This window comes from Oceanobacillus alkalisoli (assembly GCF_021556485.1).
Lineage (GTDB): Bacteria > Bacillota > Bacilli > Bacillales > Amphibacillaceae > Oceanobacillus > Oceanobacillus alkalisoli.
Window position 1 is genome coordinate 53,293 of record NZ_JAKGBW010000009.1, and the last position, 20,277, is coordinate 73,569.

Below are 20,277 nucleotides of genomic sequence, written 5' to 3' on the forward strand. Positions count from 1 at the left end.
TAAAGTCAGCGTATTGATGGGAAGATTAAACGTGATTGCTTTCCCACTAAAGATAGGTAAACGAGCTACTCGGAAAATATATGAAATAACGTTTCAAATTAAGCTTTCTCACAAAGCAATCCAGAGCCTAGGGGGGAGAAGGTTATACTCCGGAATGAAAGTAAGCCTTTTAAGCAACCAGTCTCTAAGGACCTTTTTCCCAATTATTCCGAATAGTTCTTTATCATCATTATGGATTTATTTCTTCTATTCCCTTGTTTACTCGTTTCATTCATATTATTATAAAACTATTAATCTAATTTTTTCCAAATACAAGGAGGCATTTATGAGGAACCTCAAGATTAGCTTTATCGTAATAGTATTACTTACTTTCTTTATTCATGTGGAAAAAATGGAGGCAGCAAGCGGACAAACTTATGAAGTGGGAGCAAATATTCTTCATGTTCGCGAGGATCCTGCAAGTGATGCAACTATTATTGGACTTCTACATAAGGGAGATAGGCTTACAGTCTTCCAGGAACAATACGGCTGGGTGCAGACTTATTATGGCGGAAGCACCGCTTGGGTTGCAAAGCATCATTTGATTCAGGCGAGCCCCGAAGTACCTGCAGCAAATCCGGAACAAACTGCAACACCAGCAAAGACAACGGAAGCTGCTGCAAACTCAGTGACCGTTACTGCTCCAAGTGTCAATATCCGTTCTGGTCCAACCCTTGAGTATGCGGTCATTGCCGGAGCATCCCAAGGGGAAACATTTAATACGATTTCCAAATCAGGTGATTGGATAAATGTTGAACTTAACAATGGAAATACCGGCTGGATTGCTTCCTGGCTGACAAGTTCATCGGGTGCGAGCACTGCAAGTTCAAGTGAACAAGCAACAGAGACAGCTACCACACAAGTTGCAAGTGTCAATACCGATAAGGAACCAACGTCAGCAAACCGCTCTCTATCTGGCTTCAATATCGTATTAGATGCCGGTCATGGCGGAAGAGATCCTGGTGCGATTGGTCTTGGCGGTGTGTATGAGAAAGAACTTGTTCACCAGACTACAAACCAGATTGCGCAAACGCTTCGGAATTACGGGGCAACCGTAATTGAAACACGGACATCGGACTACTATTTATCATTGGACGAGCGAGCAGATTTGAGCAACGCTTATAATACGGATGCATTCATTAGTATCCATTATAATTCATTCCCAGTTGTTTCTGTTCAAGGCTTCAATACATTCTATTATACAGAAGCTGGTCATCAACTTGGAAGACATGTCCATTCGAGTATAAGTTCTGCTGTTCCTTTAGCGAACCGCGGAATTGGACAAGCCGGCTATAAAGTTCTCCGTAACACGAATGCACCGGCCATTTTATTGGAGTTAGGATTTATTACGAGCCCTTATGATTTATCGGTTATTCAAACAGCCGATTATCAACAAACGGTGGCGGATGCGATTGCCAAAGGATTATTAAATTATTTTCATTAGACACGAATCCCTTCACCATTTTTGGTTGAAGGGATTTTATAATCAAATAAACCTGCTCCGGCTAACATCATAATGTGGAAACATTGAACTAACTTGCAGGATAGTTATTTTTTAAATTGTTCTAAACGGCTGAAGAAATCAACGACAAATTCATAAAAGATTTTTTCAGTCGGTAGTAGTTCGCGATCGGCCGGAATAATCATCCCAACCGTGCGGGTGACGACTGGATCAATCAAAGGGATTCGGACGGTTGCCCGTGGTAAGTTATCGACAAGCGTGCTTTCCGGAACGAGGGAAATACCAAGCCCTGCCGAAACAAGCCCTTTAAGTGCATCAATATCATCCCCTTCAGACGTAACAGTTGGGGTAAAGCCAATTTGCTCACAAGCTTGCATGAGAATACGCCGTAAGATAAAGCCTTCCGGGAACATGATGAAAGATTCATCACGAAGATCGGTGAGCCGTAATGCTTGCTGATTCGCCTTCGGATGATGCAATGGAACTAAGGCCACAATTTTTTCGGTCGACAACACCTTCCCCACCAGGCGAGATTCATCCATTGGAACGGGCGCAAGTAATGCCATATTCGTTTTCCCTTTCAATACATAGTCTTTTAACTCATAATAATTCCCTTGAATTAATTTAAACTTTACCGCCGGATAATGCCGCCGAAAAGCAGAAATCAAGGTCGGCAAAATATACAACGCTAATGTACTGACGAAACCGATATGAATCGTTCCTTTTTCTGGATCGGTATATTCATGAATGACCTGTTCGGCATCTTCAATCACATGAATCGCCTGCTCCATATGCTTTAAAAAGATTTCCCCGATTGGAGTGAGCCGGACATTTCTTCCTTCACGGATAAATAAGCTCACCCCCAGCTCTTCTTCAAGCTTTGCAATCTGCCGGCTAACCGCAGATTGTGCGACATGCAGGTGATTTGCCGCCTCAGTTACATGTTCCCTTTTCGCTACTTCAATAAAATATTTAATCTGTCTTAGTTCCACATTCGAGCCCTCCCAAACTTATTATCTCATATCGGCATTGATTATATCTATCTTTTATATTGTTTAGATAGATATAAAAAGGTAAAATAGAGGTATAATTATACGTATAGACATAAGGAGGAAGAGCATATATGAACACAATCAGTAATCAACTAGATACCGCTAATAAAGAAGTATCCGCATATCTGGATGGAATTTATCGTTCGGTTGTGAAACGCGACCCGAATGAACCTGAGTTCCACCAAGCTGTTGCTGTATTCCTCCAATCGATTCTCCCTCTACTAGAAAAAGAGCCTCATTATATGGAAATGGGTATTCTCGAACAAATCGTTGAACCCGAACGCGTTATTTCTTTTCGCGTTACATGGGTGGATGACAACGGCAAAACCCAAGTAAACCGTGGGTACCGGGTACAATTCAACAGTGCCATTGGACCGTTCAAAGGCGGCATTCGTTTTGATCCAAGCGTTAACTTAAGTATCGTTAAATTCTTAGGGTTTGAACAAACATTTAAAAACTCACTAACTGGCCAGCCGATCGGTGGAGGTAAAGGTGGCGCAGACTTCGATCCGAAGGGTAAGTCAGATAATGAAATTATGCGCTTCTGTCAAAGTTATATGACGGAACTTGCCAGATATATTGGTCCAGACGTTGATGTTCCTGCTGGCGACCTCGGGGTCGGCGCAAGGGAAATTGGTTATATGTTCGGCCAGTACAAACGAATCCGTGGTGCTTATGAGGCTGGAGTAATCACTGGGAAATCCCCAGATTATGGTGGAAGTCTTGGAAGAACGGAAGCAACTGGTTATGGGACAATCTATTTCTTGAAAGAAATGCTGAGAGATATTGGACATAACATTAGCGGAAGTTCCATCGTCGTTTCCGGTTCTGGTAACGTATCGATTTATGCGATGGAAAAAGCAAGCCGACTTGGAGCGAAAATCGTCGCTTGTAGTGATACTTCCGGTTACATTTATAATAAAAATGGAATTGTCATCGAAGTACTTAAGAAAATTAAGCAAGTGGATAAAGGTAGAGTAAGCGATTATCTGGAATTCGATCCAGATACAACTTACTATGAAAACTGTAAAGGGATTTGGAGTGTACCTTGTCACGTTGCCTTACCTTGTGCAACACAGAACGAACTTGATGAAGAAGATGCGATTGCACTCGTCAAAAATGGTGTCATCGCAGTTGCTGAAGGAGCAAACATGCCAAGCACACAAAAGGCAACGAATGTCTTTCTTGAAAATGGTGTCGCATTCGGACCAGCGAAAGCAACAAACGCTGGTGGAGTAGCTGTTTCCCAGCTAGAAATGGCACAAAACAGCATGCGCCTCAAATGGACGTTTGAAGAAGTTGATGAGCGTCTCCAAGATATTATGAAGAGTATTTACAATAACTGTGTAGATGCAACGGAACAATTCGATAATGCAACAAACCTAATCCAAGGTGCAAACATCGCCGGATTTAAGAAGGTTGCGGATGCAATGATTGCTCAAGGTGTTATCTAAAAACAGATAAGAAAAGACCTGCCATTCTTCTTGATTGGCAGGTCTTCTTTTTTATAGCAGCTGCATCGTTGTTACGCAAGTTCCATCCCCTTCATAAGTGGATAGAGTTTGTTCAGCTGTTTTATCTTCATACGATATCTTTACTTCATAATCATCATTGCGCGGCAACCAAAGATCGATGAAGCCATTATCCATTGTTTCCATCGTTTCATTCACAATCATGTCGCCTCCACTATCGATAATTTCTACTGCAAATGATTCGTTCACCATTTCTCCCTGACAACCGGTTAAGCTGTGGTCAAAGCAAGGATGGGTCACCTCTTCAAATGGAGCAATGGAAAGGAAAAATTTATCTGCTGGCAGTTCATAAATTTCTTCCTTATTATTAGTATAAGTGACAATTAATTCATTTGAAGTGATCGATGCAGATACATTTTCAAACGTACCTGTACTGTATTCATGAACAAACTGTTCAATATCCGTTGGCGCCTCCGTGTCTGCCGCTTCTTCTCCAGCACTGCAAGCTGACAGGATGAGACCTGAAATTACAAAGATAAGTATTGTCATTTTTCTCATCATCTATTCCACTCTCCCTGCATAAAATTAATCTCATGCTTTTATTTTAGCATGGTGGCATGCGTTCTGGAGTAGCTATAAATGAAGATTGCTTGACAACTTCCTCACCCTAAAACAACACGGTCATCTTCGAACTGCTCCCCGCGAATCCGCTGGAATTCATGTAGAAGGTCTTCCACTGTTAGTCTTTGTTTATCAATCCCGCTTGCTTCAAATATAATCTGTCCCTTATCCATCATGATTAACCGATTTCCGAGGTCAAGGGCTTGCTGCATATTATGCGTTACCATCAGAGTCGCGAGCCCAGCATCTGTAACCACCTTTTTCGTAAGACCCGTAATTAGCTCCGCCCGGGATGGATCAAGCGCTGCAGTATGTTCATCAAGCAGCAAAATATCTGGATCGGTAAATGTCGTCATGAGCAGCGATAATGCCTGCCGTTCCCCGCCTGATAACATTCCGACCTTTGCCGTCAAACGATCCTCCAGCCCGAGGTTTAGAGTCTGCAAATATTCTTTGAACATCTTCCGTCGACTTTTTGTAACACCAAAGGTTAATTTCCGCTTTTTATTTCTCGAATAAGCCATTGCTAGGTTTTCTTCAATCGTCATGGATGGGGCTGTCCCTGCCATCGGATCTTGAAACACGCGGCCGACAAACTGTGAACGTCTATACTCCGGCAGATGGATCACCTGTTTCCCGTTAATGAGCACATCTCCGACATCCGGATAAAGCTGGCCGGCAATGACGTTCATCAAGGTAGATTTCCCGGCACCATTACTCCCGATAACAGTGACGAAATCTCCCTTTTCTAAGCTTAAATTAATATTATTCAAGGCCGTCTTCTCATCAACTGTTCCTTCATTAAAGACAATGGAAATATTCTTCACATCAAGCATTTAGCCAACCTCCTTGATCTCTTGCTCTAAAGCCCGACGTTTTTCAATTCGGCGCTTCTTCTCACGCTGGGTCTTTAGAATCTTCGGTGAAATAAGTGCAATAATAACGATGATTGCGGTAATCAATTTCATGTCACCCGTTTCAAAGAAATCAAAACGCAACGCAAGTGTCACAATCATTCGGTAGATGACAGCTCCACCAATGACTGCCAAGGTTGCCCGCGCGATCGTCTTCGTTCCGAAGAGCGCTTCTCCGATAATAACAGATGCTAGACCGATAACAATCATTCCGATTCCCATTCCGACGTCAGCAAATCCACCAAGCTGGGCGATTAGACCACCCGAAAGAGCGACTAACCCATTGGATAGAGCAACCCCAAGAATCGTTAAATTATCTGTGTTAGCAGACAAGCTGCGAATCATCCGCTTATTATCCCCGATCGCCCGGATTGCAAGACCAACCTCTGTCTTCAGGAAATAGTCGGTAATAAGCTTGATGATAACCGTCACAAGAAGCATAACAATTAAAATTCCCCACGTGCTCGGCAACCGTTCAAGCCCGAATATACCTAGCATGCTGTTCAACATGTTATCGATTGGTGCTCCCCATACGTTCCCTAATTGATCAAAAATGGTCGCTTCTGTATGGAGGGATAAGGTCGGCTGGCCGAGAATACGGAGGTTAATCGAATATAATGCCGTCATCATAAGAATACCGGCTAAGAGGGCATTTACTTTTCCTTTTGTATGCAAGAGTCCTGTTAGCGTTCCTGCAAGGAAACCTGCAATACCAGCAAGAATCGTAGCGATAATCGGCGGAACCCCGTTGATGATGGCTAATGCAGCAACAGCAGCTCCTGTGACAAAGCTTCCATCGACTGTTAGATCAGGGAAATCAAGAACTCGGAATGTCAAATAAACACCAAGTGCCATGATTGCATAAATAATCCCGGATTCTACTGCACCAAACATTGAAATAAACATATTTTGTACTCCTTCTGCTGACTTCTTTCTTCTAATAGGATAAGTCGCCAATATTAGCGACTTATCCTATTTTTACTCTATAAATTGTGCATCTTCATCCCAGTCAGAATGCCATTCGACGTTTTGCGCTTCAGCTGCCTCTTTGTTAATGAACAGCTGCATTTCCGCTGGATATTCTACCGGAATTTCGCTTGGAGATTTGTCATTTGTTAAAATATCGACAGCCATTTCACCTGTACGATACCCGATTGTATGATAATCGATCCCAAATGTTGCAAAGCCACCCTTTGCAAGGGAATCTGGTTCACCTACAATGAGTGGTATTTCATGATCGTTCGCAACACCTACAACACTGTCAAGTGCTGAAACTACCGTATTATCTGTGATGATATATAGTACATCAACGTCTTCCACTAATGAGACTATCGCTTGCTGTACTTCGGATGTGTTAGCTACAGTACGCTCCACAACCGAGAGACCTGCTTCTTCTGCAGCTTCTTTTACTGTATTTACTTGCGTGACAGAGTTTTGCTCGCCGGCATTATAAACTGTACCAACTGCCGCATCCGGGAAATATTCAGCAATAAATTGTACTGTTGACTGGATTCCCTCTGGATGCAAGTCCACCACTCCTGTTACATTACCGCCAGGTTCTTCCATCGAATCAACAAGCTTTGCCTCAACCGCGTCTGTTACAGATGTGAATAGTATCGGAATTTCACTTGTTGCTTGTAAGGCACCAAGTGCACTCGGTGTCGAGTTTGCAAAGATGAGATCCACTCCATCCGCTACAAAACTATCAGAAATCGGCTTTACATTATTCTGATCATTTTGCGCACTGTCAAAATCATATTCCACATTTAAACCAGCATCTTCCAATGCTTGCTGGAATCCTTCATATGCAGCGTCAAGTGACGGATGCTCAACGATTTGCGTTGCACCGATGTTGTATACTTCACCATCTGCATTTTCATTATCACTGCTTTCTGTTGCTTCTGTATCACTTGAGCCGCAAGCTGTAAGCAGCAAGAGCCCAATTGTTAACAATGTCCAAACTATCTTTCTCATTCACTTTACCCCCTGTGCGCATTAACGTACTAAAGTAATATTGTATACGTGTGATTTTATCATATTTTCAGTAATTAAGATAGCTGTTTTTAAAACAATTCTAAAAAATGAGTTGGTTAGTATTGGTTTAAAAGGAAAAAGCCATGCAGATTATGCCTCTCTACATGACTTTCTATCTATTCTTTGGCAATTTCAAAGCTTTCTAGCATATAATGAAATCTTGCCCCATGCCCCTCTGCTGCTTCAAGAAAGTAAACTTGTTTAATGATGAAAACTTGCTCATTTATCGTATCCATCACGTAATAACGATGAATCGGTGTATTCCATTCGCTGCCGAAGCTCTCTGTGTCCCTTGAGCCATCCAGTCCCATCCCTAGAATCATCTCCGCTTCAATCGGCTCCGTCGTTCGCTCCTCTCTGCGGATACCCATTCCTGCATCTGCTTCTATTTCCTCTTTAATCCTTTCGATAACTTCTTCAGTCGTCGTATTCTCTTCCCGACTGATCTCCATATAAACTTTCTGGAAAATCGGGATAGCGGACTTTTCTTTTTTTGAATAACGCATGCTCTCATTTAATAAAATACGATGAAACCACGGTTTAAACGGTTTCTCTTCATCAAATTTTTCCAGATGCCGATAAACTTTAATAAATGTTTCCTGAACAATATCAAAGGTATGGTTATGATTTCTCGTAATGCCGTAAACCGTCTGGATAGTATCATCCACATACCGGTTATATAACGTTTGAAATGCGTGTTGATTTCCCCTTTTGATTCTCCTAATCAATTTTCGTTCCTTATCACTCACCTCACCACCCCTTTCCAAAATCTCTTCACTAATAAATACCCCCCAACTCGCAAAAAAGTTTGAGAAAACTTAAAAATGAGACAAATGGGGTCAGAGCAACTGTCCCACTTCACGTGGGACAAGTGTTCTGACCCCAATGTCCCGTCCAAAATAAAAACAGCCAGTATCTGCTTATCTGGCTGTTTTCTTATAGAATAATATTTCGTTTTTTTGCTTCAAAAATTAGTTCTTCCCGGAACTTCGGATGGGCGAGATCGATTAATGCTTTTGTGCGTTGTCCTAGCGTTTTGCCTCGCAAATTAGCGATTCCATACTCCGTCACGATGTAATTCACATCATTCTTGCTCGTCGTTACAATCGCTCCTGGCGACAAGATTGCTTTGATTCTGCTAACGGTCCCATCTTTTGCCGTCGACGGGAAGGCGAGGAAGCTTTTTCCGCCTGGTGATAATACCGCACCGCGGACAAAATCGACTTGCCCGCCCGTTCCTGAAAAATGCATCGTCCCCATTGACTCTGCACAAACTTGGCCGAAGAAATCTATTTCAATCGCAGAATTGATCGACATGAAACTCGGAATCTGCCTAATGATACTTGGATCATTGATATATTGGATCGGCAGCATCGTTAATGCTTCATTTTCGTGAATAAAATCATATACCCGCTTGGAACCGAAGGCAAAAGATGCAACGGTTTGCCCGCGATGCAAAGTCTTCTTCTCATTTGTAACCGCTCCTGCATCAATTAATTCAACCATACTTTCGGTTAACATTTCTGTATGGATGCCGAGATCCCGCTTTTCCCGTAATGCAAGCCCTACTGCATCCGGAATAGCGCCAATCCCAAATTGAATGACGGATTCATCTGGTATTTCTTCAGCAATATAGCTTGCAATCTGCTTGCTCACCTTATCCAGTTCAGGACGCGGGTAATCAGGCAGCTTCACATGATTCTCACACAATGCTTCCACATCGGAAAGATGCACGACAGGTCCTGTCACGGAGCGGGGAATATGGTTATTCACTTCCAGGTAAATACGCTTCGCCTTCTTAAGTAATGCCTCACTAAGAGCTGCAGAAGGACCAGTACTGAAATTTCCGAATTCATCCATTGGGGCAACCGCAAGAAAAATTGCATCTATTTGGTTCTGTTCCCCAATTAAAGACGGCATATCACGGAAATAGGATGGCATCACATCAGCAATTCCTTGGTTAACAGCCTTTCTGGCAAAACCGCCGGAAAACCAAGAAACTCCAGTTATTCCCGGATACTCCTCGCTGTAAGCACCCATCGGCAACCAATCCAAAAGCGTATGATAATATACATCGGCCAAGTCTTTTTCCCCTACATGTTCATCAAGCGCAGCAATAATCCCGGGAGGTGCCGAAAGACCGATATCAGAGCCGCAAACCCAGCCTGACTCGACGTGCTGGGCTATTTTCTCCGGTGTCGTCTTCTTCGCTTCGTACGGTGTCACGTAATCATTCATCTGCTTTGTAATCCTTTCTTCAGATTAGTTTCAGACTATACCGCTTTGTTCTTTTTCGTTTTTGCAATTTGCTTACTTCTTAATTGACCGCATGCTGCATCAATATCTGCGCCGTTTTCCCAGCGCACTCCACTATTGATGCCACCTGCTTTCAATGTTTGGTGGAATTCCTGAATCGTATCGACATGGCTTCTTTCATACTGAATATGCTCATCGACCTTGTTATACGGAATCAAGTTCACATAAGCTAAATGACGGTGGTTATAAAGAAGCTTGACGAGTTCCTTTGCTTCCTTTTTGTGGTCATTGACATCTTGTAGCATAATATATTCATATGTTATGCGGCGGTTTGTTTTCTCAAGATAATAATCAACGGCCTTCATAAGCTTCTCAATTGGAAATGCTCGGTTGATTTTCATAATTTGCGTACGCAGTTCGTCATTCGGAGCGTGCAAGGATATAGCAAGATTCACTTGGATTCCTGTATCGGCAAACTCATAAATCTTATGAGCAAGCCCGCTTGTTGAAACGGTAATATGACGGGCACCGATGTTCAAGCCCTTATCATCGTTTACAATATAAAGGAAATCCATTAAGTTATTAAAGTTATCTAATGGCTCACCTATCCCCATGACAACGATATGACTGACCCGTTCGTCCTTCCCTTTCAAGTCAAGATTCTTCTGAACATGCATAATTTGTTCAACGATTTCTCCACCTGTTAAATCCCGGCTCTTCCGGAGCAATCCGCTTGCACAGAAGGAACAGCCGATATTACAGCCGACCTGCGTCGTCACACAGACAGAAAGTCCATAATCAAAGCGCATGAGAACCGTTTCAATTACATTTCCATCTGCAAGCTTAAAGAGATATTTAACCGTTCCATCTTTTGATTCCTGTCTAACTTCCTCTTCTAATGTTGATAAGTCATAGTTTTTTTCCAATAATTGAATGGTTGTTTGGTTAACATTGGACATGTCAGAAAACTGGTTCACTCGTTTCTTATATATCCAGTCCCATACTTGATTTGCGCGAAAACGCTTCTCGCCATTTTCGATTAGCCAATCTTCCAGTTGCTTAAATGTTAATCCATAAATGGATTTTTTTGCCATGATGTTTCCCCATTTCTTTTACTTTTCCTTCCTTAATCTTACTTTAATCCGTCTATAGTAGCAAATCGAATTCTCAGCTTTAAGCGGATAAGTGGACGGCATTTATTCAAAAGATTATCCTTTATAGTAATGACTCCATTTTTGCAACCTGCACAAACTAAGTGTACCTTTATGATGATTGCTTTCATTCAGCGTAAGTGTCCTGCGCATTCACTAGTTTAGATCACTAATCGCCGTTCAGTTGCCCGGTGGACGGATGCGCATCCTAAGGGCACGGCCTCAGCGTCCTCGGAAGAAGGGCACTTCCTGCGGGGTCTTCGGACACGTGCTTTTCCCGTAGGAGTCACCGTCCCCCGGGCAACTGAACTGGTTAGATGATTCTATAAATAGAGATTTTCCATCACGATAAGCATTAAACTCCTGGAATATTAAACAGTGATCTAAATTCGGCCTATGCTGGGAGCAGTCCAGACACCTCGAGACTCCTGCGGGAGGATAGGCTTGGTGAGACCCCTTAATGCTCAGCAGGTGCGACAGGTGTCTGGACTGCGGACCTCCAGGAGAAAGTTTCGGAGTTACGCTCACTTCTGCTGAATGAAAGCAATCATCAGGTTGAATAGATTTGTTTTAGTTGTGAAAAATAGAGTACTGAGATTAAAGGAGTGAGTTGGTTGAAACATGAACATGCTAAAAATTTTAATAAAATCCCTTTGTCTGTACTAGACCTTGCACCAATTCGCCAAGGTTCAAATGCAGAGGAATCGTTTAAGGAAAGTGTGGAACTTGCCAGGCACGTTGAAAAGTTAGGCTTTAACCGTTACTGGCTAGCTGAGCATCATAATATGCCGGGGATTGCTAGTTCGGCGACATCTGTCTTGATTTCTCATATCGCCGGGAATACGAATTATATGCGTGTTGGAGCCGGGGGCGTTATGCTGCCAAACCATGCAACGCTTGTCGTCGCTGAACAGTTCGGCACGCTTGAGTCCCTCTTCCCGGGAAGGATCGACCTTGGACTTGGCCGAGCGCCTGGAACCGACCAAGCGACAGCCTTTGCTCTAAGACGAACCCTGAATGCAGGACCAGAGGAATTTCCAATGCAAGTAAATGAATTACAGGATTATTTTTCTGACGAGCCGAAAACAAATATCCGGGCTGTTCCTGGCCAGGGACTGAATGTTCCAATCTGGCTGCTTGGCTCCAGCGACTTTAGCGCAAGGCTTGCTGCCCATAAAGGACTGCCTTTCTCCTTTGCAAGTCATTTCGCACCAGCTTACACGGTTCCAGCATTAAAGCTTTATCGGGATAACTTCGAAGCTTCTGATGTGTTAGAGAAGCCATATGCGATGGTTGGTGTCAACGTGATTGCAGCAGATACAAACGAAGAAGCAGAGTATCTGGCAAGCTCCCAGTATATGCAATTCCTTGACTTGCGCCGCGGGAAAACAAGAAAACTCCAGCCACCAATTGAAAGCATGGATAGCGTCTGGTCTCCAATGGAAAAAGCTGCCGTCTATGAATCGCTTGATCCACGCACAACGATTGTCGGGGATAAAGATACGATCAGAAAGGGTCTCATCGCATTCCAAGAAGAAACTGGGGCAGATGAGATCATTATCGGATCACAGATTTTCCACCTGAAAGATCGATTACGTTCGTATGAAATTGTGGCTGATTTATTCGATTAGTAAGAACAAAGGCGCAAGCGCCCGTTTAGCAACGTACAAACTGGAGCACTCCGTAATGAGATAAAGGAAACACAACGAACGATAGTGAGTTGATGTTGACTTATCGATTGGAGGAGTGTGAAGTTTGCTAGTTGCTGGGCGCTGGAGCCGGACGTGGCTAGCCCTGGATATCAAGTTATCCACAACATTTTTATTTTATAACTTCAAAAATTTAATCAAAAAAATTGGGGCATAGCTTTCCGTTAAAGCAGAAAGTTATGTCCCAATTTTAATTCGTATTATCTTCCTCTAATTCTTCTTTCTTCCCATGAATAACATCTTTCAAATCATCTTCAACCGTAATATCCGCCAACTTGACTTTTTTCCGGTAAGCCGCTCTCGTAACCAAATGCCCGGAGACTGGAGCAGTCAGGAACACAAAGGCAATCCCTAAGACAAGGCGCACACTGAAGTAATCCTGACTTTCAAGAATATAGATCAGTGCACCTGTCAGGGTAAGCAGTACACCTAGCGTTGAGCTCTTGGTCGCTGCGTGAGAACGGGTGTAGACATCAGGAAATCGAATCAGTCCGATTGCACTAATAACAGCAAATAATGAACCGATAAAAATCAAGATGGCACCGATATACTCAATTATCACGCTTACGTTCAATGATAACACCCCTCTCTATGTACTTCGTGAAGGAAATCGTACTAATAAATGCCAGGATGGCAAGTACGAGAATTACTTCCAAGAATGCACGAGTATTGAGGAGAATTGAAATAATCGCAAGTGAAGAAACGATTTGAACACCAATCATATCAAGAGACAAGACGCGGTCTGGTAAACTCGGCCCAATAATGATACGGATGAGGGTAATGGCGATCGCCACTCCGAATAATATGAGCGATGTAACTAGCAATGTATTAATCATCAGCGCGTCACCTCCATAATTGCTTTTTCAAACGTGTACAAGGATTTGAGCAGCATCTCTTTTGATTCTTCCAGATCCATGCCGTGAATGTATAGGTAGTCTTCTTCCGGAGCAACCTCCATCACTACTGAACCCGGCGTGAGCGTAAGAAGTAATGAAATTGCCGTGATTTCCCACTCCCCCCGCATTTGTGTCTCATATTTGAAAATACCTGGTTTATACGTTACTTTCGGACTTAAAATATGCTTCAACACCCAGATACTCGATGAAAATGTCTCACGGATAAAGATAAGTATTAACTTAAATAAAGCCCATGGGCGAGCGAGATAGAACCGCTCCCCGAATAATCGGTGCATCAGGAATACGATTCCGATTCCGACAATATATCCGAAAACGAATGTAGTGAATTGCAATTCGTATTCGTCACTAATAAATACCCATAATATCGCAATAAATACATTTAGAAAAAATTGTGCTGGCATCCATCGTCAGCTCCTCTTTTAACTGTTGCCTATAGCCGCTTGCTACAGGCAGCAATCTAATTACTCTAATACAGCATCAATATAAATTTGCGGGTTGAGCAAGGTGTTGGCTGCATCTGCTACGTAGGGGGCAAAATATTCTGCTCCGATTCCAAACGTAAACATGAGTGCGGTCAGTAATCCAAATGAAACAATCCAGCCCCTTTTCATTGGTACTTCATCATCAAAACTAATAATCGTCTCTCCCCAAAAGCTGTTCAAGAAAATCCGTAAGAGGGAGTAAAGTACAAAGATACTGGAAATGAAGGCAAGTGCAAGCAGAACATAAGAGCCTGCTTCAATTGCTCCTTGACCAACTAGTACTTTTCCGATAAAACCACTGAGCGGCGGTACTCCGGCTAAGGATAGCATGACGATAAAGAACATCCAGCCAAATGCCGGATAGTTACGGATTAATCCACTCATATTATCGAGTCGTTTCTCTCCTGTCACGGTAATCATCGTACCGGCAAGCAGGAAGAGCAGGGATTTCGCAACCATGTCATGCATCAGGTAATAAACCGCACCTTCCAATGCTTCCTGCGTCATCACAGCAAGCCCGACTAGTATAAAGCCAACCGCAATAATAACGTTGTACGCAACGATTTGCCGGATATCTTTATAGGCAATCGCTCCAATACTACCCATAACGAGAGTCAGACCAGCTAAAATTCCTATTATCGTATGGGTAATCTGCGGTTCATGGTAAAAGATCAACGTGAACACGCGGATCATGACGTAAATTCCTACCTTCGTCAGTAACCCTCCGAACAAAGCTGCAATAGCAGTCGGTGGTGCACTGTACGAACCCGGCAGCCAAAAGTATAGAAGGAGCCCGGATTTCAAAGCGAAAACGATCAAGAACACGAGACTCGTTACCGTAAGCAATGGCGTTTGTCCTGATTCACTGATTAACACTGAAATATGCGCCATATTCAACGTCCCGAGCTGTGCATACAAATACGCGATAGCAACAAGGAAAAACCAAGAAGAGATAATATTGATGACAACATACTTAAGTGATTCCCTTAGCTGCATCCTTTTTCCACCGAGGACAATCAACACATATGATGCAAGCAGCATAATCTCAAAGTTTACATAGAGGTTAAAGATATCGCCTGTTAAAAAGGATCCGTTAACACCTGCAAGGAGGAAATTAACAAAGGAGTAGAAATACATATTCTCAATTTTCTCGCCGATCGAGGAAAATGCATAAATTAAACAAATTAAAGTTACGATACTAGCGACAGTCACAAGAATGACTGCAAAGGAATCCGCTACAAACAGAATACCAAACGGCGGTTCCCAGCCTCCAAAATCAAGCCGGATAATGCCATCCGTTTGAATCCAGTGGAGCATGTACATGCTCGTTCCAATAGTAGCCAATAGCCCCAAAACGGTTATTACCCGTTGTGTTTTTATATAAGGTCTTAAAAAGATTAGAATAATGCCGAGCATAATTGGAAGAGCCATCGGCAGTACAATAATATTATTCATACTTACTACCTCGCAATTCTTCCATGTTATCCGTTCCAAGCGTCTGGTAAGCACGATATGCAAGTACAAGCACGAGTGCCGTCACCGCAAAGCTGATTACAATCGATGTTAAAATTAATGCTTGCGGAAGCGGATCAACAAATGTGCTAATATCTTCATCTCCCAAAATCGGTACATTACCCGTTTTCAGGCCACCCATCGTTATAATTAATAAATGTGCGGCGTGGGAATAAACGGCTGTTCCGAGAATGACACGGATCACACTTTTCGATAGAACAAGATAAGTCGCAATCGTGACTAAAACGCCGGTTAGGATGATCATCAATGTTTCCATAACCTACACATCCTCACTAATACTTAAGATAATCGTAATTACAACACCGACTACCGCAAACGAGACACCAGCTTCAAATATCGTCACAGTCGACAGTTCAACTTCACCGAAGAACGGAACTTCAAAATAATCAAAGCTTTGAGTAAGAAACGGCACATCAAATACAAATGCACCGAAGCCCGTCCCGACTGCCAAAAACGCTCCGAATGCAGCAATTTTTTTGAAGTCGATAGGTATTCCCTTGCGAATCGTATCCATATCGTACACAAGAAACAGGAGTACAAATGCAGCTGCAAGAACAAGTCCTGCAATAAACCCGCCTCCTGGGCTGTTATGCCCAGCGAAAAACAGGTAAACAGCCAAGGTCAGGATAATAAATACAGAGATCTTCGTAACGGTTCTTAAAATAACGTTATTGATTTTCAAGCTTATCCCCCCGCTTTCCTGCCTTCAATTTAATAATGGAATACACTCCAAGTCCGGCAATGAGGAGCACGACAACTTCAAGCATCGTATCAAATCCACGGAAGTCACTTAAAATCGTATTTACGATGTTGCGACCGCCTGCAAGTTCATAAGAATTCTCGAAGTATGTCGAAATCCGTTCAAACAAACGATTATTTTGAACTGCCAAAGCAACGACAGTGAAGGTTGCACCAACACCTATTGATACGAACAATTTCGACATATTTATTCTTCTTGTCTCTTTTTCCCGTTTCCATTCCGGTAAGAAATAATAAGCAACAAGGAAGAGAACAGTCGTTACCGTCTCAATAACCATCTGTGTTAGCGCGAGGTCTGGGGCCCGGAAAATAACGAAAAAGAGTGCAACCCCATAACCCAGTACACTGTTTAGGAGAATTGCTGTAAGACGAGATTTTGCAAACAGGATGGAAACAGCTGCAATAATCAAGGTCATTGCGATAATCCATTCAAAAGTCGAAATCTCCGCATTACCCGAAATCGTAAAGTCATACGACCCAGTCAAGATAAAGGCTCCGGCAACAAGCACAATGAAAAACAGATAAATATACATCATATAATGACGCAGTAAACCTGTCATATAGCCATTCGTAAACGTTCTTGAAAATTTCACACCCTGTTCGAGCGTGAAGTTATACAAGGAATTCAGCGACCAACCTGTTGGGAATATCGCATAAATCCAGCGCCAGGCTTTCGGGAAGGAATAAAGCAAGATACCAAGGACAATGACACCAATCGTCATCCATAGCGCTGTATTAAGTCCGTGCCAAGCTGATATCTTAACACCTAAGTCCACTTCTGCCGCAAGCGTCGGAAACACACTTTCCACCGCTGGACGGATAATATAATTCCCAAGCACATTCGGCATGAAGAAAATAAGAACGACAAACGCTGCTAAAATAACCGGAGAAATAAGCATTCCGCCTGGACCTTCACTAGCCGGTCTTTCCAAACGCTCTTCCCTGTATGGCCCAAGAAACGTCTGAAATACAATAATCATGCTATAGACAAAGGTGAAAATACTTGCCACCCATGCAAGAATCGGAATCAAATTACCGATTGTATCCATATGAAATAGTCCAAGCTCGGTAATATCAACAGCTGCCTGGAAGAACATTTCTTTACTCAAGAACCCATTGAATGGAGGCAGTCCTGCCATAGAAAAGCTACCGATTAGGGAAATAGTGAAGGTAATCGGCATAATCGTAGCCAAGCCACCAAGTCTCCTAATATCTCGTGTCCCCACTTCATGGTCAACGATTCCAACTACCATGAATAGTGCACCTTTAAAGGTCGAATGGTTTACAAGATGAAACAACGCAGCAAAAGTAGCCTGTGAGTAGAATACGGATTCGGTTGAATAACCGAAGTTAAGAGCAACAGAGCCCATCCCGAACATGCTCATAATCATTCCGAGCTGACTGACCGTCGAAAATGCAAGGAGCGCTTTCAGGTCAGTTTGCCGCACTGCCTGGAAGGAACCCCAGAACAACGTGAACAACCCTACTCCAGTCACTACCCAGAACCAAATCCCATCACCGCCAAATACAGGTGTAAAACGGGCAACTAAATAAATTCCCGCTTTTACCATTGTTGCAGAGTGCAGATATGCACTTACCGGCGTCGGCGCTTCCATCGCATCCGGCAGCCAGATATGGAATGGGAACTGGGCAGACTTTGTAAACGCCCCTAATAAGATGAGCAGCATTGCCGGTACAAACAAGCCGTGATCCGTCATACCCGGCATGATTTGAATAACCTCCCGCACACTCATCGTCCCAGTCATCGAATAGATCATCAGAAATCCAACAAGCATTCCGAAACCACCACTTACCGTAATAAGCAATGATTTCTGTGCTCCTTCCCGTGAACGTTTCCGCTGATACCAGAATGCAATTAAGAGGAAGGAAGAAATACTCGTCAATTCCCAGAACACATAAAGCCCCATCATGTTATCAGAGAGGACGACACCAAGCATCGCACCCATAAACAACATTAAATAAGTGTAAAAGTGACCCAACTGTTCATTTTCAGACAAATAATAAATCGAATAGAGGATCACGAGTGTTCCGATCCCCGTAATAAGTAAAGCTAAAATTAAGCTAAGCCCATCCAAATAAGTGGTAAAGTTAATACCATAGGAAGGAATCCAGGATATGGTATGCAAAAAAGTCTTGCCATTCGCTATCTGAGGTATATAAGTCAAAAGATAGATAAATAATGATACAGCAACGATCATCGGTAATAGTCCGATATGTAGCCGTGATCCTTTTTTATAGAATAGGGGAATAAATATTGCAGCTAAAAAGGGTATGAGTACAATGAAATTCAACGTTCCCAAAATCAAACCTCCAATCAAAATTCACCTGATGATTGCCCAAAACATACAGGATTTTCTTAAGAAACATGCCAGTTTTGTTTTATATATGAAGTTATATCATGATACCTTGACTTAATAAGTTACGCGTATGATAATAGGGGCAACAAACCACTTGGAAATAAGGGGTTAAACGGTATGTTTAAAAATGTGTTTTAGTAGTAAAACTTATGTGGAATGGATATTACAAGTATTAATTATACATGAAATTCAAGCTGCTTGCACTTCAGATGTCTGAGAAGTCTAAAATGATAAAGTGAAACTTCACGCAGTGGGGGGTTCTTTCCCCACTCCGTGTTTGTTGAACAAAATCAGGAGTTTATGGACTGTTTATCTCCCACGTTCACATTTTGGCTTTCCCTCATATTTAAAGACGGGGGATTACAGACCGTTCATGCGTAATAAATTAGTGTATTACCATCTTCCCCTTTTCCACATACTTATAACATAAAGTAATTTTTTTCGAATAGGTCTTCACGAACCTTCTAATACATGTTAGAATGGTACAGTTTCAATAGATAAAGTGAAATAACAGCTGATTAATCAGTATGAAGAGGTGAATTTTGCCATCATGAAAAATATTAAAAGTCGGATGGATGAAAAGATTTTAGTCTGTGTTTACTATGGCCCAAATGGCGAGCGATTAATCAAAAGAGGACATAAACTTTCTCAAATCATGGATTGTCCATTATATGTGCTGTCAGTAGACCCACTTCCATATGATGATTTTGATGCGGAACGTTCAAATTATGTGGAGGCTTGGAAAGAGCTTTGCGATCAACTAGGTATAGAAGAATTTATTTTACGCGATAACGAAAAACGTCCAGTCGCAAAAGCAATAGCTGAGGTTGCCCACAGCCGGAACATTACGCAAATTGTTGTCGGGCAAACACCGCAAAGCCGTTGGGAAGAGATTACAAAAGGTTCCTTTGTCAATTCAATTTTGAAAGAAATAACATTTGTCGATGTGCATATTGTATCCGTCGACCGTTCTTTAAAGTTCGATACCGATACAGATTTTGAAAAAGGTGTCCGCGCATTTTTAATTAGAGAAGGAGACGATTACCGAATCACCTTCACAAGAGCGAAGGAAAATCTATTTGAAGGAATCTTTTATAAAGAAATCGGCACAGACTTTAACAATGGAATCTTTAAATTTGTCACAAAGTATGGTAAAACTCGCCAACTGCATATAACAGACGACCTTGCAATCGGTGAAATCAAAGATGAACCGAATGTGAAAGTTGAGAAGCATTAACAAAATCGGAAGCGCCCTTACAGGCTAAGTACGCGATCGTCTTCGCAATGCCTGTACTAGCACATCCTGTGCGTCGTAGCGACGTACAAACTGCGCCCCCTAGGTTGGGAGGTAGTTCGATGTTGCCCCATACGTGAGCGAACTTAATCGAACTTCCTTTTTACCGAAAGGAGATAAAGGAAGTCTGCTGGGCGCTGGAGCTAGACGTAAGCTAAAACCACAAAAGCACCTGGAACGAGCAGCAATACACGTTCCAGGTGC

General features: G+C 42.5%; 19 protein-coding genes. 4 read left to right on the top strand and 15 right to left on the bottom strand.

Features of this window, described 5'->3' with window-relative positions:
• Nucleotides 1–325: 325 nt before the first annotated feature.
• A complete protein-coding gene (locus LZD48_RS10320) occupies nt 326–1,483 on the top strand; it encodes an N-acetylmuramoyl-L-alanine amidase family protein (protein WP_235762666.1) in 1,158 nt (385 codons plus the stop codon).
• 104 nt (nt 1,484–1,587) lie between these two features.
• On the opposite strand, the gene gltC is transcribed toward LZD48_RS10320, so the two are convergent.
• The gene (gene gltC / locus LZD48_RS10325) at nt 1,588–2,493 is read right to left on the bottom strand and encodes a glutamate biosynthesis transcriptional regulator GltC (RefSeq protein ID WP_235762667.1); all 906 of its coding nucleotides are present in this window, start codon (nt 2,491–2,493) and stop codon (nt 1,588–1,590) included.
• Between the two features lie 131 nt (nt 2,494–2,624).
• On the opposite strand from gltC, the gene gdhA reads away from it, so the two are divergent.
• On the top strand, nt 2,625–4,007 hold the full coding sequence (gene gdhA / locus LZD48_RS10330; protein ID WP_235762668.1) for an NADP-specific glutamate dehydrogenase: 1,383 nt from the start codon (nt 2,625–2,627) through the stop codon (nt 4,005–4,007).
• A gap of 51 nt (nt 4,008–4,058) precedes the next feature.
• Here gdhA and LZD48_RS10335 read toward each other — a convergent pair whose 3' ends face one another.
• The 7 genes from LZD48_RS10335 to rlmN form a co-directional block, all read right to left on the bottom strand.
• Entirely contained in the window at nt 4,059–4,583 is a 525-nt protein-coding gene (locus LZD48_RS10335; protein WP_255770994.1) for a CueP family metal-binding protein, read from the bottom strand.
• Between the two features lie 104 nt (nt 4,584–4,687).
• Nucleotides 4,688–5,482 carry an ABC transporter ATP-binding protein gene (locus LZD48_RS10340; protein WP_235762670.1) on the bottom strand — a complete coding sequence of 265 codons (795 nt, stop codon included), beginning with the start codon at nt 5,480–5,482 and terminating at the stop codon, nt 4,688–4,690.
• The gene (locus LZD48_RS10345; RefSeq protein WP_235762671.1) at nt 5,483–6,466 is read right to left on the bottom strand and encodes an ABC transporter permease; all 984 of its coding nucleotides are present in this window, start codon (nt 6,464–6,466) and stop codon (nt 5,483–5,485) included. It lies immediately after the preceding gene.
• Nucleotides 6,467–6,538: 72 nt separating this feature from the next.
• The gene (locus tag LZD48_RS10350) at nt 6,539–7,534 is read right to left on the bottom strand and encodes an ABC transporter substrate-binding protein (protein WP_235762672.1); all 996 of its coding nucleotides are present in this window, start codon (nt 7,532–7,534) and stop codon (nt 6,539–6,541) included.
• A 176-nt stretch (nt 7,535–7,710) separates the two neighbouring features.
• On the bottom strand, nt 7,711–8,343 hold the full coding sequence (locus tag LZD48_RS10355; protein WP_235762673.1) for an RNA polymerase sigma factor: 633 nt from the start codon (nt 8,341–8,343) through the stop codon (nt 7,711–7,713).
• Nucleotides 8,344–8,530: 187 nt separating this feature from the next.
• On the bottom strand, nt 8,531–9,832 hold the full coding sequence (locus LZD48_RS10360) for an acetyl-CoA hydrolase/transferase family protein (RefSeq protein WP_235762674.1): 1,302 nt from the start codon (nt 9,830–9,832) through the stop codon (nt 8,531–8,533).
• 35 nt (nt 9,833–9,867) lie between these two features.
• Nucleotides 9,868–10,944 (bottom strand): dual-specificity RNA methyltransferase RlmN, encoded by a 1,077-nt coding sequence (gene rlmN, locus LZD48_RS10365; protein ID WP_235762675.1) that lies wholly within the window; start codon nt 10,942–10,944, stop codon nt 9,868–9,870.
• A 671-nt stretch (nt 10,945–11,615) separates the two neighbouring features.
• Here rlmN and LZD48_RS10370 point away from each other — a divergent pair.
• Complete coding sequence (locus LZD48_RS10370; protein WP_235762676.1) at nt 11,616–12,632, top strand: LLM class flavin-dependent oxidoreductase; 1,017 nt, start codon at nt 11,616–11,618, stop codon at nt 12,630–12,632.
• A gap of 268 nt (nt 12,633–12,900) precedes the next feature.
• Here LZD48_RS10370 and LZD48_RS10375 read toward each other — a convergent pair whose 3' ends face one another.
• The 7 genes from LZD48_RS10375 to LZD48_RS10405 are packed head-to-tail and all read right to left on the bottom strand — an operon-like array spanning nt 12,901 to nt 18,722.
• Nucleotides 12,901–13,284: a Na+/H+ antiporter subunit G gene (locus tag LZD48_RS10375; protein WP_235762677.1), complete on the bottom strand. Its 384-nt coding sequence runs from the start codon at nt 13,282–13,284 to the stop codon at nt 12,901–12,903.
• The gene (locus LZD48_RS10380; RefSeq protein WP_235762678.1) at nt 13,262–13,546 is read right to left on the bottom strand and encodes a Na(+)/H(+) antiporter subunit F1; all 285 of its coding nucleotides are present in this window, start codon (nt 13,544–13,546) and stop codon (nt 13,262–13,264) included. The genes LZD48_RS10375 and LZD48_RS10380 overlap by 23 nt, the downstream gene beginning before the upstream one ends.
• Nucleotides 13,546–14,028, bottom strand: coding sequence for a Na+/H+ antiporter subunit E (locus tag LZD48_RS10385; RefSeq protein WP_235762679.1), 483 nt, complete (start codon nt 14,026–14,028; stop codon nt 13,546–13,548). Before LZD48_RS10385 ends, LZD48_RS10380 begins: the two co-directional genes overlap by 1 nt.
• 60 nt (nt 14,029–14,088) lie before the next feature.
• Complete coding sequence (locus tag LZD48_RS10390) at nt 14,089–15,564, bottom strand: Na+/H+ antiporter subunit D (RefSeq protein ID WP_235762680.1); 1,476 nt, start codon at nt 15,562–15,564, stop codon at nt 14,089–14,091.
• Entirely contained in the window at nt 15,557–15,898 is a 342-nt protein-coding gene (locus LZD48_RS10395; protein WP_235762681.1) for a Na(+)/H(+) antiporter subunit C, read from the bottom strand. Before LZD48_RS10395 ends, LZD48_RS10390 begins: the two co-directional genes overlap by 8 nt.
• Before the next feature lie 3 nt (nt 15,899–15,901).
• A complete protein-coding gene (locus LZD48_RS10400) occupies nt 15,902–16,324 on the bottom strand; it encodes a Na(+)/H(+) antiporter subunit B (protein WP_235762682.1) in 423 nt (140 codons plus the stop codon).
• Nucleotides 16,311–18,722 (bottom strand): Na+/H+ antiporter subunit A, encoded by a 2,412-nt coding sequence (locus tag LZD48_RS10405; RefSeq protein ID WP_235762683.1) that lies wholly within the window; start codon nt 18,720–18,722, stop codon nt 16,311–16,313. Before LZD48_RS10405 ends, LZD48_RS10400 begins: the two co-directional genes overlap by 14 nt.
• Before the next feature lie 607 nt (nt 18,723–19,329).
• Here LZD48_RS10405 and LZD48_RS10410 point away from each other — a divergent pair.
• Nucleotides 19,330–20,016, top strand: coding sequence for a universal stress protein (locus LZD48_RS10410; RefSeq protein WP_235762684.1), 687 nt, complete (start codon nt 19,330–19,332; stop codon nt 20,014–20,016).
• Nucleotides 20,017–20,277: the final 261 nt, after the last annotated feature.